At 54.2% G+C, this 16,053-nt stretch carries 15 protein-coding genes; 9 read left to right on the plus strand and 6 right to left on the minus strand.

The genetic code is table 11. The features are described from left to right. Nucleotides 1–244: 244 nt before the first annotated feature. Together GX147_04115 and GX147_04120 are read right to left on the minus strand one after the other, a co-directional pair. Nucleotides 245–775, minus strand: a complete 531-nt coding sequence (locus GX147_04115) for an NYN domain-containing protein (GenBank protein NLN59883.1) — start codon at nt 773–775, stop codon at nt 245–247. A 426-nt stretch (nt 776–1,201) separates the two neighbouring features. Further along, a complete protein-coding gene (locus GX147_04120) occupies nt 1,202–1,807 on the minus strand; it encodes an outer membrane beta-barrel protein (GenBank protein ID NLN59884.1) in 606 nt (201 codons plus the stop codon). 532 nt (nt 1,808–2,339) lie between these two features. Between GX147_04120 and GX147_04125 the strand changes: the two genes are divergently transcribed. Next, nucleotides 2,340–3,173, plus strand: coding sequence for a 4Fe-4S binding protein (locus GX147_04125; protein NLN59885.1), 834 nt, complete (start codon nt 2,340–2,342; stop codon nt 3,171–3,173). Between the two features lie 121 nt (nt 3,174–3,294). Then, the gene (locus GX147_04130) at nt 3,295–3,708 is read left to right on the plus strand and encodes a PEGA domain-containing protein (GenBank protein ID NLN59886.1); all 414 of its coding nucleotides are present in this window, start codon (nt 3,295–3,297) and stop codon (nt 3,706–3,708) included. Here GX147_04130 and GX147_04135 read toward each other — a convergent pair. Further along, on the minus strand, nt 3,653–3,880 hold the full coding sequence (locus GX147_04135; GenBank protein ID NLN59887.1) for a hypothetical protein: 228 nt from the start codon (nt 3,878–3,880) through the stop codon (nt 3,653–3,655). The two genes, GX147_04130 and GX147_04135, sit on opposite strands and share 56 nt — an antisense overlap. A gap of 27 nt (nt 3,881–3,907) precedes the next feature. Between GX147_04135 and ydiK the strand changes: the two genes are divergently transcribed. From ydiK to GX147_04170, 7 genes are all read left to right on the plus strand, one after another. Continuing rightward, the gene (gene ydiK, locus GX147_04140; GenBank protein ID NLN59888.1) at nt 3,908–5,035 is read left to right on the plus strand and encodes an AI-2E family transporter YdiK; all 1,128 of its coding nucleotides are present in this window, start codon (nt 3,908–3,910) and stop codon (nt 5,033–5,035) included. A 110-nt stretch (nt 5,036–5,145) separates the two neighbouring features. Beyond that, on the plus strand, nt 5,146–6,384 hold the full coding sequence (locus GX147_04145) for a beta-ketoacyl-[acyl-carrier-protein] synthase family protein (protein NLN59889.1): 1,239 nt from the start codon (nt 5,146–5,148) through the stop codon (nt 6,382–6,384). A 1-nt stretch (nt 6,385) separates the two neighbouring features. Beyond that, entirely contained in the window at nt 6,386–7,624 is a 1,239-nt protein-coding gene (locus GX147_04150; GenBank protein ID NLN59890.1) for a beta-ketoacyl-[acyl-carrier-protein] synthase family protein, read from the plus strand. A gap of 325 nt (nt 7,625–7,949) precedes the next feature. Continuing rightward, nucleotides 7,950–8,639 carry a paraquat-inducible protein A gene (locus GX147_04155; protein ID NLN59891.1) on the plus strand — a complete coding sequence of 230 codons (690 nt, stop codon included), beginning with the start codon at nt 7,950–7,952 and terminating at the stop codon, nt 8,637–8,639. After that, nucleotides 8,636–9,280, plus strand: a complete 645-nt coding sequence (locus tag GX147_04160; GenBank protein ID NLN59892.1) for a paraquat-inducible membrane protein A — start codon at nt 8,636–8,638, stop codon at nt 9,278–9,280. Before GX147_04155 ends, GX147_04160 begins: the two co-directional genes overlap by 4 nt. Then, complete coding sequence (locus GX147_04165; GenBank protein ID NLN59893.1) at nt 9,270–10,913, plus strand: MCE family protein; 1,644 nt, start codon at nt 9,270–9,272, stop codon at nt 10,911–10,913. Before GX147_04160 ends, GX147_04165 begins: the two co-directional genes overlap by 11 nt. Further along, nucleotides 10,910–11,503, plus strand: coding sequence for a membrane integrity-associated transporter subunit PqiC (locus tag GX147_04170; GenBank protein ID NLN59894.1), 594 nt, complete (start codon nt 10,910–10,912; stop codon nt 11,501–11,503). The genes GX147_04165 and GX147_04170 overlap by 4 nt, the downstream gene beginning before the upstream one ends. Nucleotides 11,504–11,567: 64 nt before the next feature. On the opposite strand, the gene GX147_04175 is transcribed toward GX147_04170, so the two are convergent. The 3 genes from GX147_04175 to GX147_04185 all read right to left on the minus strand — a co-directional run bounded on the left by GX147_04175 (nt 11,568) and on the right by GX147_04185 (nt 15,968). Beyond that, entirely contained in the window at nt 11,568–13,676 is a 2,109-nt protein-coding gene (locus tag GX147_04175; protein ID NLN59895.1) for a hypothetical protein, read from the minus strand. A gap of 693 nt (nt 13,677–14,369) precedes the next feature. Continuing rightward, nucleotides 14,370–14,903 (minus strand): OmpH family outer membrane protein, encoded by a 534-nt coding sequence (locus GX147_04180; GenBank protein ID NLN59896.1) that lies wholly within the window; start codon nt 14,901–14,903, stop codon nt 14,370–14,372. Between the two features lie 21 nt (nt 14,904–14,924). Continuing rightward, on the minus strand, nt 14,925–15,968 hold the full coding sequence (locus GX147_04185; protein ID NLN59897.1) for a hypothetical protein: 1,044 nt from the start codon (nt 15,966–15,968) through the stop codon (nt 14,925–14,927). Nucleotides 15,969–16,053 lie beyond the last annotated feature (85 nt).

The following is a 16,053-nucleotide window of genomic DNA, read 5'->3' on the forward strand; positions in this document are numbered from 1 at the left end:
CTCGGATACAAACTGGATGAATACCTGGGAACAGCACCGAATTTCATGTTCGGCCTCTTCTTCCTTGCCCTGTTCACCTCCATCGCAAGACTCTTCAGAGAAGCCTGGATCAAAAAAAAGGACGTCTGAGCACCTTCGAAGGATCAAGCCCCTCTGTTGAAATTCAGGGGGGCTTTTCTGTTCTTTCCCGGTAACGGCCGATCGATCTTTCGGTTCCCGGGGAAAAGGACCCGCAGAAGCGGGCCTAAAGCTTCCTGATTCTTTTTTGGTAATCCCTTGCTCCGCGGGAACTCCTTCGCGCGGGACCTATCTTTTTCGTGCCCTTCCCCGCACGTTCCCGGGTCCCTTCATATGCTTCCGGCTCCGCGGGGAAAGCGGTCCCTTCATAAAATCTCCTCACGGCCCTTTCAAACTCGGGCGAAGAAATCGACGAGGTCCCCTGGCGCACGACATGACGCGAGATATCCCGGTCGGATGTCACCACGACCGTCTCCGTTCCCCTCCGTTTTTCCACCATTTCCTTGATCACGTCATCCGCTTTTCTCCCCCGCCGTGAATACACGATGTCGATGTCCCCCTGACGATCCCGTTCTTCCCGGGGGCTGTCGCCGTCCCAAGCATCAAAGACGATGGTTATGGCATGGCCCCGTCCCCGTTTGTACGGCATCAGAAACTGAATCAGGGCATTTCGTCCGGCCTCCAGGCTCCGACGGTCCGCGGACCTCAGGTGATCGGACTGACGGATCAGGTTGTAGCCGTCGATGATGATATGCATGATCCCTCCGGCCCATGAATTGGCTCTTTCGTTCTCCCGATTATCCTTACCCCTACGGGATTGTCCGACGCAAGAGGGAAAACCACATCCTCCAGACCATGTACAAACCAACGGGCCCCCCGCCAGGGAAACGGCATGAGGTTTACGGCCCCCCGGACTCACAGGACAACCCGCTCACGGATTTCCGACCTGAGCCGGTAGAGGGATCAGCGAATACATGGATCCGCAAATTTTTACCTCACCGGGGGCTTAGGCAAGGCGACCCTTTCGTTACCCCCAACGATCCCTGGATCGAGCTACCCGGAAAACGCACATAAAAAACCCCCCCTTAGGATCACTGATTCAAAAGGGGGGGTGATGAACTTACCGGCGTGCGGCCTGACACGTACCAACCACACGTTTTCTAACTTTTCAAATCATCAGGAATTAGAAGTAGTATTTGATTCCCCAAGTGGCGAAAATACCGTCCATGTCGAGGTCAATATCTGCTACCTTGCCAAGGCCACTCACCCTGATGTCTGAATCTGTATCTACATAATTATAACCCACGTCGAAGTTGAAGGCCACCTCCGGCATGAAGGGCAGGCTGAATTCCGATCCGACCAACGCCCCGATCTCCCAGAAATCGGGATCAAGCTTTACCTTGGTATCACCGACTCGAACCTTGAGGTCTGCTTCACCGTATCCGAATTTCATGCCGACGTAGAAGCGGCTGTTGGGTTTCACGACCAGCGCGTACATGGGCTTGAGTTCAATAAACCACACATCCGCATCGATATTGCCCATACGCCCCATGCTACTCACTCGAACATCGGCGTCAACTTCACCAAAAAAGAAATTCCCTTCCAAACCGAAATTGTCACCGAACCAGCCGCGCACCGATATCCCATTCACATAATCCCCGGAAAGCAGCCCCTGGTAGCCGACGCCAACCCGGTTGGACAGATAGTTCTGGCCTTCCGCCAGTACCGGCCCTGCGGCCAGCATCATCAGCAACACCGTTACCAAACAAACAAAAAAACTCTTCCTCATTTTTTTCCTCCTGTTCTATATTTCCGGATATACTGGATATCCAATAAACAACTGAAATGGTACATCCCCTCGCTGACTGCCGAGGCAATCGAACCTATCGCCTTTTTATCGCTCTTTGTCAAGCATTTATTCTGGCTCGCGATGAACCGTTCACACCCTTTCACATCCCCTTCAGGAGAGTCGGCAGGAGGCGAAAATAGAGAAAATCAGGGTCAGCATACCTCAGACCTCCGAAGAGGGCAGAATTTGCTTTCCTTTTTCATGGGGGGAGTATAGAAACGAAAAGGCCTGCCTCCTTCCCCCGGGACACACCGACGGCGAAGGGGAGCCTCTCCGGCCGATGGACGGCATCAAGGCTCATCTTAACCGATGGGAATGATGGTTCGTGACCCTTCATTCATCATATTCGGGCCATGTCATGACTGAACCATTTCCAGGCCCAAACAATGAGTGGGTATTCCATGTTACCAAAATGTATCGACCTGGCCATGTTTTTGAACCGGGGTGTTACAAGAGAGAAAGGGAAATCACGATGGAGATCAAATCAATCGACTTAATTTACTTTTCTTCAACGCATGCCACAGAAAGGATCGTCAAGACGATCGCCGAAGGAATTCACGCTCAAATCAGGGGAACGTATGATCTGACACCCCCCCGCGCCTCCGAAAAACCCCCACGGGCATCCCATTGCAATCTGGCCATTATCGGCTCTCCTGTTTATGCGGGGCGCCTTCCGGAAACGATGGTTTCCAGATTCCGGATCAGGGGTTCCTCAACGCCTGCGGTTCTCGTCGCGGTTTATGGGAACCGGGCTTATGAAGATGCCCTGCGTGAACTGAACGATTTGGCCATCCTTGCGGGCTTCATCCCCGTTGCCCTCTCCGCCTTTCCCGCCGAGCACTCCTTTTCGACACGGGAATTGCCCATCGCTGCGGGACGGCCGGACTTGCAGGATCTCGTGAAGGCTAAAATGTTTGGAGAAAGGGTGCTTGAGATCATTTCGTCGCTTGACGCCCCTCATGACATGCTTTTGCCGACTCCCCCCGGAAATTTCCCCTATAAAGATGCCCGGATATTTTCGGGTATCACGCCATCCGTCGATGAAAAAAGCTGCACAACATGCCTGACGTGCGTATCGGTATGCCCGACCGCCGCCATTCCTCAGGACAATCCCCTGACAACCGACCCGAACCTGTGCATCCGCTGTTCCGCCTGCATCAAGGCGTGCCCGGAGGGTGCCAGAAGAATGGATCATCCAAAGATGAGGCAAATTGCAGAGTTTTTGCACAAAAACTGTAATGACCGAAAAGAACCCGAATTTTATGTGGGGAGCATCGCCGATCCGAAAATCGAAAAGACACGATAAATCGCCATGACCACGATAAAAGAAAACGAAAAGGTTATTTAAGTTGACGGAAATCAAAAAAACCCTATAAAAAGAGGTGGGAAGCACCAGAACCATCTACCAAATAAAAATAGGAGGGGTTATGAATTCAAGGCTTTCTTTGTTCTGCATTTTGAGTCTTCTTGTTCTTCTTCTTTCTGGTTGTGCGACCATGATCAGAGGGGCATCACAGGAAATCTCAATCGCGAGCAATCCGAGCGGTGCAAGCGTAAAAATTAACGGCATGCCAAAAGGCAGCACCCCAGTCATGATTATGCTTCCGCGTGGTGATAATCAGTTTGTCCGGATCGAATCTCCCGGTTATGAGCCATATGAAATAGTCCTTGAAAACTACTTCAGGCCATACGCCCTGTCCAATCTACTTCTTTTCCCTTTTATGCCGGTCGGGGTGATAATCGACAAGGTGAATCGGGTTGACTATACCTATACGCCCAGCTCAATCAACGCCGTGCTGATGCCGCTCTCGAGGAGAGACGATGTCCCTCCGGTACAATGAAAAGCGTGGCTGTTACGAGATGGATATCCGTAACGGACGAACGGGACCGCGCCTCCAGCGATGACTGGGCCGCGAAGTCACGAAAGAGGAGGCCCAGCAGCTCCACGACAATGCAGAGAGGACCTACAAACGGAACCGAGAACCAAAGCTCGACGATTGATTGATTCAGCATCCTATCCCAGAATAAAGAGAAAACAACATGTCCGCAGGAAAACACAGCTCGCCCGACCTGACCCGTATAACCCTCCAGGTGTTTCTCATTACGGCGCTGATCATCGCAACTTTCTGGATCTTGAGGCCTTTTCTGCCATCGATGATCTGGGCGGCCATGATTGTGGCGTCGACCTGGCCTCTCATGCTGAAGATGGAGGCCCGGCTTTGGCATAAACGGGCTCTGGCCGTGTCGGTCATGACCCTGATGATCCTGCTTTTTTTCATCATACCCTTCTCTCTCGCCATTGCGGTCATCGTTGAAAACGTCGATTATATCACCTCATGGAAGCATGCGTTCAGGCTGGAAACGATGCCCGCCGTGCAAGACTGGCTGACCGGCATTCCCGTTGTCGGGCCAAAGCTGGCGACTGGGTGGCGCGATTTTGTGGGTGGGCCTGAGGGTTTGTCGGCTCGTCTCGCCCCTTATGCCGGGAAAATGCTGACCTGGTTTCTATCCAAAGCGGGAAGTGCCGGCATGATCGCGTTGCAGTTTCTTTTTACCATCATCATGGCCGTCATCTTTTACGCAAAAGGCGAGGTTTTTGCCACAGGATTCATCCGCTTTGCCAGGAAACTCGGGGGGGCTCACGGAGAAGAAGTCGTTCTGCTCGCCATACAAACAATCAGAGGGGTTGCCCTTGGGGTGGTCGGCACGGCCCTGATCCAGTCATTCCTGGCGGGCCTCGGCGTGGCTGTCTGCGGCGTCCCCGCCGCCGCCGTCCTGACAGCCATCATGTTCATGCTGTGCATTGCCCAGCTCGGTCCAAGCCTGGTACTCATACCCGCAATAATTTGGCTCTACTACAGTGGGGAAACGACCTGGGGAACCGTCCTTGTGGCATGGGCCGTATTTGTCAGTACTTTCGATAATTTTGTCCGGCCGTTTCTGATCCGAATGGGCGCCGACTTACCTTTCCTTCTGATATTCCTCGGGGTAATAGGCGGGCTGGTCGGCTTTGGTGTAATCGGTCTCTTTGTCGGGCCCGTCTTGCTTGCCGTCACCTATCGCCTGCTCGCGGCGTGGGTGGACCGCTCAGACGAGAATCCAGGCTCCATGGATACGGAGGAGGACCCCGGAATGCCCCGTAGAGAACCGGAACATCAGAAATTTTAAGGTTCCTTTGCATTTGACATGCCTTATCGACTTGCCTATAGTCCCGTTGGCCCCCAATATGGCGTTACTGCGTATCTGGGTTCGTAGCGAAAAGGGAAACGAGGTAACCGATGCAACGGAAACGGGTCGTCATAACCGGAATGGGAACGGTGAATGCCCTGGGGAAAAACACCGACGAATTTGCCTGTTCTCTAAAAAACGGTAAGTGTGGTATCGCCCCCCTCACCCTCTTCGACACCTCACCGTACCGAACTCAAACGGGAGCGGAAATCAGAGATTTGTCCCCCCTGGGCCTGGTTCCGCCGTCTTTTTCCCGTAAGCGGCTATCGCGGGCCGATACCATGGCCATTGCGGCCACGGTGGAGGCTCTTCAGGATACCGGCCTGTTCCCCTTCCCGGAATCTCTCACGGAGCATACGGGAATCATCCTCGGCGCCGGTTCCGGGGGTAAACTTGAGGCGGAATCTGTTTATGAAACCTACCTCCAGAGCGGCAGCCGCCGAGCTCATTTTTCCAGGTTAGCCGGCTTCTGTCCCGCATCGTCGGCAGACCGTATCGCAACGGCCTTGAGGATTGCGGGACCGAAAACAACTTTCATGACGGCCTGTTCCTCCGGGGCAACCGCCATTGGTTTTGCCCGGGATCTCATCGTTCAGGAGGCCGCATCCGTGATAATCGCCGGAGGAGTGGAACCCTTGAGCCGAACCACGTATGCAACGTTTAACGCCCTTCAGGCCCTTGACCCGCAATACTGTAAACCCTTCGACCGCAAGCGACGTGGGCTCTCCCTCGGTGAAGGAGCCGCATTTTTAATTCTCGAAACGCTCAGCCATGCCCTGGGAAGAAAGGCCCGGATTCACGGCGAAATTTTGGGATACGGTATCAGCTGTGATAGCTACCACATGACGGCGCCTGATCCGACAGGCTCGGGGGCTGTCCGTTCGATGCGGGCTGCTTTACGGGATGCCGGTCTGTCACCCACTTCCGTCGATTACATCAATGCCCACGGGACGGCAACCCCGACCAATGACGCCATGGAAGTGCGGGCCATCCAGGAGGTATTCGGGAAGGATGCCGGTCGGATAGCGATCAGCTCAATCAAGTCCATGACGGGACATACCCTGGGAGCTTCCGGCGCTCTGGCGGCAGTGGCGTCCCTTATAGCGATTCGGGACGGATTTGTCCCGCCGACGATTCATCATGAAACACCTGACCCGGGATGGGATCTTGATTTCGTACCGAACAGGGCACGAACAGCAGGATTGCATACCGTTCTAATCAATGCCTTCGCCTTTGGTGGGAACAACACATCGCTTCTGCTGGCTCGATATACTGAAGAGGGCGTGTAACATGAATAAAACAGGGGGACACAGGCGGGTGGTCGTCACCGGCATAGGCATGGTCACCCCCCTCGGCATCGGGAAGAGACAATTCAGTGAACGCCTTTTCCGAGGCGATTCCGGTATAGAGGCAATTGCCGCTTTTGACACGTCTCGTTTGTCTTCTCATCTCGGCGCGGAAATAAAGACGTTCAACCCCCTTGATTTTCTCTCGGCGAAAAACGCACGTCGCATGGACCGCCTCTCCCGGCTGACTGCCGCCTCGGCCCGTCTCGCTGTGGAAGACGCGCAACTTATCATTCATTCACAGAATCGGGATCGTGTCGGCATCATTTTCGGTACCGCATACGGCCCCACAGATCTCAAGATTCGCTGCACGGAGATTCTTTTGACGGAGGGTCCGTCCCGTGTCAACCCGACTCTGGTACCCAATTCGGTCCTGAACGCCCCTGCCGGGCACGCCTCTTTAGAACTGGGGTTTCGGGGCGTTAACACAACAGTAACCCACCAAGGCGCTTCGGGAGAAACCGCCCTTGTCTATGCCGCCATGGAATTGCATCGGGGCACGATGGACGTCGTCCTTGCCGGTGGTGCTGACATTCTGTCCGATTTTTTCTTCGAGAGTCTGGTTCGATTCAGGGCCGTTTCACCCGTGGACGGCCAGGAAGAAAAAGCGCGCCCCTTCGATGTCCGTCGCAATGGCCCTGTCGCCGGTGAGGGATGCGGGATCCTCTGTCTGGAATCGCTGGAACACGCCATCAAAAGGGGAGCGATCCCCTATTGCGAAATGACCGGTTGGGGGATGAGTTCGTCACCGGCCAGTCCGGTCGGCTGGCCGCAGAATGGGAAAGGAATCGTCCTGGCGATGAAAAGGGCGTTGAGAAGAGCCCGTCTTCGGCCATCGGATATCGATACCATCCAGGGCGCGGGAAACGGTGGAGTCCTTGCCGACGCCATCGAAACAGAGGCACTGATGGACCTGTTCGGACCAACCTCCGGCGGGCCGACCGTATCCTCTGTCAAGGGGGCCCTGGGCGAGAGTTTTTCCTCAGGCGGCGTGCGAGCGGCGGCCCTTGCTTTGTCCATTCAGGCGGGGAAGGTCCCTCCGACATTGGGGCTGGAGAATCCCATCGTGCACTTTCCCTTTACCATGGAACAATTGAAGGAAATGGATATCCGGCACGGGCTGCTGAACACCGTTTCCTCGGGGGGGACGAATGTATCCATCACGATGAGCCGGCTTGAGTGAATTCCCCTGGCATAAAAAAGGGTGCCGACATATTCGCCCCTGTGTTAGGACCTTTAGCAGCTTGGGGATATCGTTATCGACACAACCACCTTGCTACCCTCTCGATGCCGGGGATACCCGCTCCACAAGTTCCCCGTAAACATCCTGTAACGGGCTGAAAGCCCGCAGGGAGAAAGAAAATTCTCGATATAAAGAGATACGGATTCTCATAATGTTTCAGAGAAAACGCGTCCCGCGTTTCCCATCCATAAAATCTTGTTTGTCAGGGCCGAAACCGATGGTAAACTAAAATGAACTCTTTTCTTGGGGGTGTCTGTTTGATATGATGGAATCGGTGAAAGAAAAACCCCTGGATGGAAGCATCATCGCCTGCCCGGATTGCGATCTGCTCCAACGGGTTCCTGTTTTACCGCCGGGGGGGCGCGCACGTTGCTGCCGCTGCCGCCACATACTCATGACCAACAAAGTCTCGTCCATTGAACGAACCCTGGCCCTGTCCATTGCCGCCTTCATCTTTCTTTTGATCGCCAACCTTCAACCTCTGCTGAGCCTTTCCGCATTCGGACGGCACACAAGTACAACGGTCTTCGGGAGCGTCCTGGTGATGTGGGAAAGGGGCTATGAAATCACCGCCGTCCTGATCGGCTTCTGCGGCCTTCTGGCACCGGCCGTTTACATTGTTTTCATGGTGGCAATCAACCTGGCCGCTCTTTACCCGCCGGCTCCCTGGTGGATTGGTATCCTGGTGCACTGGGCCGCCCGGCAGCAAAACTGGTCCATGCTTGAAGTGATGATGCTCGGCATCCTCATTTCCCTGATCAAACTATCCGACATCGCCACGATCATTCCCGGTGTCGGCATGTACGCAGTGGGACTCCTGATCATTTTGCTGACCTTGATAAAGATCAGTTTCGCCCCTGATACGATCTGGCAGAGAATCCGATGGGCCCACCCTTCCCGCCCCCTTGGTCCGGCTCACGCCGAAACCTTCCCATCCACGGGGAGGATCTCATGAGCGTGCTTTCGTTGACTTCTTTGAAAGTCGGACTGGTCCGTTGCGAAACCTGTGGTCTCCTTTCACGGCCTTACAGCCTACAGAACCCGGGTTACTGCCCCCGGTGTGGTTACAAACTCTTTTTACGCCGCCATAAAACGTTTCAATACACATGGGCCTTGATCATTGCCGCCACGATCTGTTACATTCCCGCCATTACCCTGCCGGTGTTGACGAGAATCACCATCACCTACACCAAAGATGATACCATTATTGACGGAATCATCGCCCTGTATGCCGAAGGCTCCTGGCATCTGGCACTGATTGTGCTGATTGCGAGCATCATCATCCCCATCGCCAAATTGATTGCCCTGGGCTATCTGCTGGTCATAGCCAAGTACCATTCCCAGGCGGCCAGCATCGACCGGATCCGGCTCTATCGCCTGATTGACTTCGTGGGACGCTGGTCCATGCTGGATGTTTTCGTTGTAACCTTTGCCGTGGCACTCATCCAGCTCCAACCCTTCCTGACGACCAGGCCGGCCAGGGGTGTTCTGTTCTTCGCCGCCGTCGTTGTTCTGACATTACTGGCGACCAAAACCTTTGATCCTCGCTTGATCTGGGATTCCGACATCGAAAGGAAGGAAGTCCATGACCGATAACACTGATTATTCGCAAATACCAACCGCGACGGCGGAACCAAAAAAACGTGCCATATTCTCCGTTGTCTGGATAATTCCCATTCTGGCTGCGGTTGTTGCCCTCGGCATCGCCATCGAACATTTTCTGAGTGAGGGACCGACCATCACCATTGTATTCAAATCGGCGGAAGGCATCGAGGCAGGCAAGACCTTTATCAAATACAAGGATGTCAACATCGGACAGGTCATCCAGGTCAAACTTTCAGAAAACTACCAGAAGGTTGTCGTAACCGCCAAAATCGATAAAAGCGCCGAGGGTCTTCTGGTGGGCGACGCCAAATTCTGGGTGGTGCGCCCCCGGGTCACTCTAAGCGGCATATCAGGTATGAGCACCCTGTTATCCGGTAACTTCATTGCCTTTGAAGCCGGAAATTCCTCAACACCCCGTTTTGATTTTCAGGCGTTGGATATCCCCCCCCTTGTCATGGAAACGGAACCGGGGCGTCAATTTGTCCTGCGGGCACCAACACTGGGATCTTTGGGTATCGGATCGCCCCTTTATTATCGCCAATTGAACGTGGGACGCGTTATCGCTTACGATCTGGCCGGAGACGGCAAATCGGTCAACATCCGTATTTTTGTGGACAATCCTTATGAGAATTATGTTACGGAACAGACTTGCTTCTGGCAGGCAAGCGGTATTGACGTTTCCCTTGGGGCAAGCGGGCTCAATGTGAAAACCCAGTCCGTCCTTTCTCTTTTGATCGGCGGCATCGCTTTTGAAACGCCTCCGTCTGTCGCATCCGGCCAGCCGGCTGAGGCAAATACCGTCTTCACCCTTTATCAGGACAGAACAACCGCCATGTCCCAGGAGGACCAGATCGTCGTTCATTACACCCTTTATTTTAATGAATCCCTACGGGGTCTGGCAATAACCGCACCCGTTACCCTCCATGGCCTCCCCATCGGTCAAGTCACCGCTGTCGAACTGGAATATCCCCCAGCGGCCACGAACCCCCGACCCCGGGTGGAGATAGCCCTGTTTCCCCGGCGATTCATGAAGCACGCAGACTTGCCCCACCGGGCGGAAGGGCAAAGAAAAAATTGTGACGCTTGCAATGCCTTCCTCCAAAAACTGGTCAACCGGGGGCTTCGTGCTCAGTTACGAAGCGCCAACCTGCTCCTCGGTCATCGCTTCATCGCCCTGGATTTCTTCCCGGGAAGTCCCCCTGCTGACGTTGACTGGCGCCGTGACGCGCCCATTCTTCCTATCGCGGCCAGCGATCTGGTGGATTTTGAAGGGAAGATCAACACGATTTTATCCAAACTGGAAAAAATCCCCTACGCTGAAATCGGTGAAGAAATGAAGGAGACCTTTGCGGTGCTGAACAAAACCGTTGGCAGAGTGGAAAGTGAACTGTTACCGGAAGCACAAAAAGCCATGGGGGATCTGCGTCGAGCCCTTGATGCGGCGGAAAAAATATTGGCAAGCAGCGAACAGCATCTGGTGGGCCGGGATGCCCCGGTGCGGCAGGAACTGCGGGAAGCCCTGCAGGAAATCACCCGAGCCGCCCGGGCCATCGCCATCTTCACCGAATATCTAGAACAAAATCCCGCCGCCCTTATCCGGGGAAAGGCGCCGGAGGTACCATGATGAAGAATCCCGTACTGACATGGCTTTGCTGTCTGCTTTTCTGTCTTTGCGGCTGCTATGCGTCGCAGCCTCCACGTTTTTACACACTGACGGCCACGGCCAAACCGACGGTGCTTACATTCCGCACCCCCATTTCTGTCGGGCCGGTGATTGTTCCGGCCCTTGTCGATCGCCCCCAGATGGTGATGCGCCTTGACCAGAATCAGGTGCGGATAGATGAGTACAACCGTTGGGCGGTTTCCTTGCAGCACGAAATTGCCCGGGTCGTCGCCGAAAACCTTGCGGTCAAGCTCGGATCCCCCGGGGTGACTGTTTTCCCCCAATCAGCACCGGATGCCGCCGCTGTAAGGGTTAAAATCGACATCAAATGCCTTGAAGCCGCGAAGACCGACCGGACTGTCACCCTGGATGCCCACTGGAGCCTACGTATTCCCGGAGAGGAGCGGGTTGTTTCGGGCCGGACATTTCAACAAAAAACCTGGACGACATCCGGTTGTGACGGGCAACTCGCAGCATACAATCGAATCCTGGAACGTTTAAGTGAGGACATTGCGGCAAGCCTCCTCCAGTTGGAGGAAAGCTGGTCTTAAAAAATTCCCCCTGCCGCGACGGCAGGGGGAATTCACAACACTTTTGAAATTCCGAAATACGTGTCTAAAGAGGTTTCTGGATTTTCATCAGATTGGTTTTCTGACGTTTTTTGATCATATCGACCTGCTTCACCGGAAGCAGAAGCGTGCCCCTTTTGAAACTGTTCTGGTCGACGATTTTCTTCTTTTCCACAGCACTGACGAACATCTTCCTTTTTGCGGGTACCATTTGGGTAAAAGCGGCATACTGGACGGCATGTTGCGCCAGGTTAACGGCTTTCCCCTGGGAGAAAACGGTCAGAGCCGTTGGAATTTGTGGTGAGGCGGGTGGTTTCTGCCAGCGGTCCGCTTCAAGGTCCTGCGTGCTTGCCAGTTTCAGGCGCACATTACGCACACCCAGACCCATGCACTGCATGTTGTTGTTCTTCCCGCCCCGATCCACTTCGCACGTTATGAATTCAAGGGCTCCCTCGCCATTGCCGAAGTGCTGCTGACCCCGCGGATTTTTACCGGAGCGGCCATCGATATAGCCGTGGGCCTTGTTCCGGCCGAAACCGAAACGCTTGGCAGCATCTTGCGCCGATGGGGTGGCAATCGTCCCCAACTGCACCCCCTCACCGGCAAAGGCGCAGTATTTCAGGTTTTCTTGCCCCACTCCATAACGGGCCGGCTGATCCAGATCAAAAACCACCGCCTGCGACTGCAGACCCCATCCGGATTCGCCCACCTTGGTGCGAACCTCAACGGGCATCTTGTACCAGTCATTGCGTTTCCACTCGATTTTTGCCACCGAGAGGTCCGCCTTCAGCTGGCGCTGATCCTTTCTGAAGGTCAATTCGGCCACCACGCGACTGCGGTTGCCTGCCGTCTCCGAATCGCCCGCAAAAGGCGTTCCGAAATCCTTCCCTATGAGATCGTTTTTCAGGGCGCTGAAATCACGCAGGACAAGCTCCTGGTAGCAGTCGCTCATGTACCGGTCCGGCATCACGGCGGCCCACTGGGCGGCCAGATTGCGGTGCCGGTCGTAGTATTCCGCCAGATTCCGGCACTGTTCGGTAAACTGCCGGTCACACTGCTGGGCCGCTTTGAGCAGCATATCATATTCCTTCTGCCACATGTCGCGCTGCTGCTGGATATAGGTTTTCCGCTGCGCCTTCACGTTTGTGTTGAGTCCCAAGGCGAACATATTGGCTGTCTGCGGTGTCATGATGAAGCCGGCATCTTTGATGGCCGCTTTCAGTCCCCACAGGGCCACGACCATCATGCCAACGTAATCTTCCTTGGTGTTGCCTTCCAGCGGATTTTCCCAAGGGTAACCCTCCACCATATTGTACGGGGCAACAATCAGCTTGACCATTTTTTCCTGGCCGCTGGTGTTGAAAAAATTTTTGAAATACCCCTCCAGTTCACTGGCTTTCGTCGGGTTGGCCCGGTTGGATCCGGTGCTGTATGTCGACACGGTAATATTTTGGTTGCCGAAAGCCTGTTCCATGGAGCGACCGATGTTCACATTCACATCGGCCTTGGCCCCGACGGCCTCGACGGAAATACCCGTTTCATTGGCAAACTTGCTCCAACTTTTCATATCCTGCTTGGTGACAGAGGCCGTACCGAAAAACTCCCGGCCGTTTCTGATCCCTATCACGAAGGCGTCGCCGCACTGCTGGCTGAACTGTCCTTTCCCTCCCGGTGTGGTGAGCAATTGCAAGGCGGTGGGCTTGAAGCTTACCTGCTCCAGATCAAGGAGATTCGGCACATTGTAGCGATAGGCGCTGGCCAGCAGGGTCTGGCTGTAGGTGCTGGTTTCCGAACCGCCGGTGATGGACGTTTTGTTGCTGGCCCCGTAGGTTCCGGCTCCGGCCAGCACTTTCAGGGCGGCGCTGACGCTCAGGTTGGTCTGGGCGGCGATGGTCGCCGTCGTTTCCGTAAAATCATAGAATGAGTTTTGCTTGGTGTCCCCGGAAGCATAGGTGGCGGAACTGCTGACCTGGAGACAGGGTGAGGTGAACTGCTGTGTGGTCGTGTTGTAGCCCCATCCGTAATACGCCCCCGCGACGGGATCAACTTCCAGCAAGGTAACCGGCATATCAGCCCATGCCGGCAGGACAAAAGAGAAAAGGATAAAAAAAAGGGCAAGTCCCTTACATTTTTTCTTTTTTCTCGGCTCAGTCATTCTCTCCTCCTTCTTTTTTATTATATTGCCAAGATAACCGTGATATCCCAAAAAATACAGTCATCCTGTGCACAACATCACACGTAGAATACCCGATTCCGCCCTTCGAGGAACACGGGCCCTCGGCAAAAAATGGCAGGAGGATGGCGCCCGGCAGAGATTTTCGGGGGAGGAACATAGTGCAAGGAACCGCTGTATGTCAATCCTTATCCTTTTCTTTGTCTCATCTCTGTTCCGTCATAATCGTGCATGATATTGACTGGGGTCGTGTTTTTCCCATTACCGTGATAAACGAGTGATGTGATCATCCGATAATCCCTGGGAGACGGCGCGTCTTAAAAGCAGGGTATATGCGCTTTTCGAACGAGATCATCCCGCACCGGACGGACCAAATGCCCCGGGACAGAGGTACCCCGGGTATCATCGTTCAAAGCCCTGCAATAGACTGGTTTTGCTTTACTTTGGAGGTTGGGACACAAGCCATAGCGTATCTGGAGGCTTGCCTTGATAATCTTCCTTATGGAATCGAGCAATCGGGCACGGATATTCAGATGATCGGGACTGTCCGGGCATTGCACAAGACGCATCCGTGAGGCCGCCAGATCATACCGGGCCTGTTCAAGCGCTTCGCAAAGCTAACCCGGGCCAAGGCTCTCCCGAACCCATCATTCTGCCCGGCATGTCTGTCCTATACTATCTGCCCCCGGACGGATAACGTCTGTCGTATCTTTCAATCACCTCCAGGGTGATGTCGTTTCCCGGGGGAAATACGATGACACCGCTCTGGCCTTTGTCGAACACATAGGTGTAGCCCTTTTCACGCTTCAGGTTATTGCAGATCGTGTAAATTTCCTCGAGAATCCGAGAGGTCAATTCTCGGTCCTTTTTCGTGATTTCGGCCTGATTTTCCGCTCGCAATCGGTTATATTCCTCGACGGCGTCCCGATAATCCCTCTGTTGCTTGGGCAAAGATGCATCCGCGGGATTCTGCGACATCGTCAGATTGATCTGATCCTGCAACTTCCTGAGGCTTTTCTCCCGAGCATCCGCAACCGTGTTCTTCTTTTCCTTGAAGGCCGTCAGTTCCTTCATGGCTGACGAACCGGCGGCGGACTGTTGAATGATTTTATTCACATCCACGAAACCGATCGTTGTTTCTCCCCAGGATGATGGGGTCGACAAAAGAAAAATAAAGGAAAATATCCCCGCCTGGATAACCTTTTTCATCGTCTGTCTCCTTTCGTTCTGTTAGAAGCGAAACGGCAGCCGGATTTCGACGGTCGTATCTGCGGCGTCATCGGTCAGGCCGACACCAACGGAAAGACTGACGCCGACCCGGTCGGTCAAGGCAAAGTAAGATCCCAAATTCAAAGACCCAACATTGTAATCTGTGCCCTTTATTTTCTTACCGCCCTGTTTCGTCTTGAAAAAGAACCGCTGCTGATAGCTGATGTTCGCCGAGAGCCTTTCATTGAGGGCGTAGGCCATGCCGAACATCGCCTCGATGCTGTCTCCGGGTTTGATATCGCCATACTTGCTACCGTTGCTGGCACGTCCGGGATCCCTTTCAAAATTGTAGTAGTAGGCGAGGGTCCCGAACAACACCGCCGGGTCGCTTGTCTTGGCCACGGTCACCCCCGCGGACAGACCGTAGTGGCCACTGCCGGTCGGCAGCTCTGCTGGCACATCTTTTTCCGGGTCCACACCACCTACACGAACTTTTTTCATCTTCAAGCCATAGGGATCCTTACCTGTCCTGGATTTACCCTTAAAATTGATGACCACATCGGGGATCCCCCCTCGTTCATGAACCAGGTGGTAATAAAGGCCCCCCTCGATATCTCCCATGGCGTCGTCCCGGGTTGTGTATTCCGCCGTCCTCTCCTGACCGCCGCTGCTGCTCAGATAAGTCACGCGATCCCGGCGGAAGAGATAGGGAATCTTCAGTTCCATCTGCAGATTATCCGTCAGTCCGTAGCGGATGTTGAGAAAGGACATGATGACGTCTTTTTTGATATCTTCCGATTTTATCGTTCCGAAATGAATCGCCTCCAGAATCGTAAATCCGCTGATGGCCACCCTCGTCCGGTCCGTGTGGGAGTACTGAACACCGGGTTCGATTACCCATCGCCGTTTTTCGACCAGCACGCCGCCCTTTTCCACTTCGATCGCTTCCTGCCGCGCCGTCGGCGCCTTGGTCTTTTCATCCTCTTCAGCATATGCCACCGTCGCCATCATACACACCGCCAGAAACGCTGCACCCAGCTTTTTCGCGAGCCCCATGAATCCCATTGTTCGCTGCCTCCTTTATGATATTTTATTGAATACGGTCACTAACCGTTCGTCTTTATAAAATTGTTGCGACCGGACTACGAAA

This window comes from Deltaproteobacteria bacterium, assembly GCA_012522415.1.
In the GTDB taxonomy this organism is placed as follows: domain Bacteria; phylum Desulfobacterota; class Syntrophia; order Syntrophales; family JAAYKM01; genus JAAYKM01.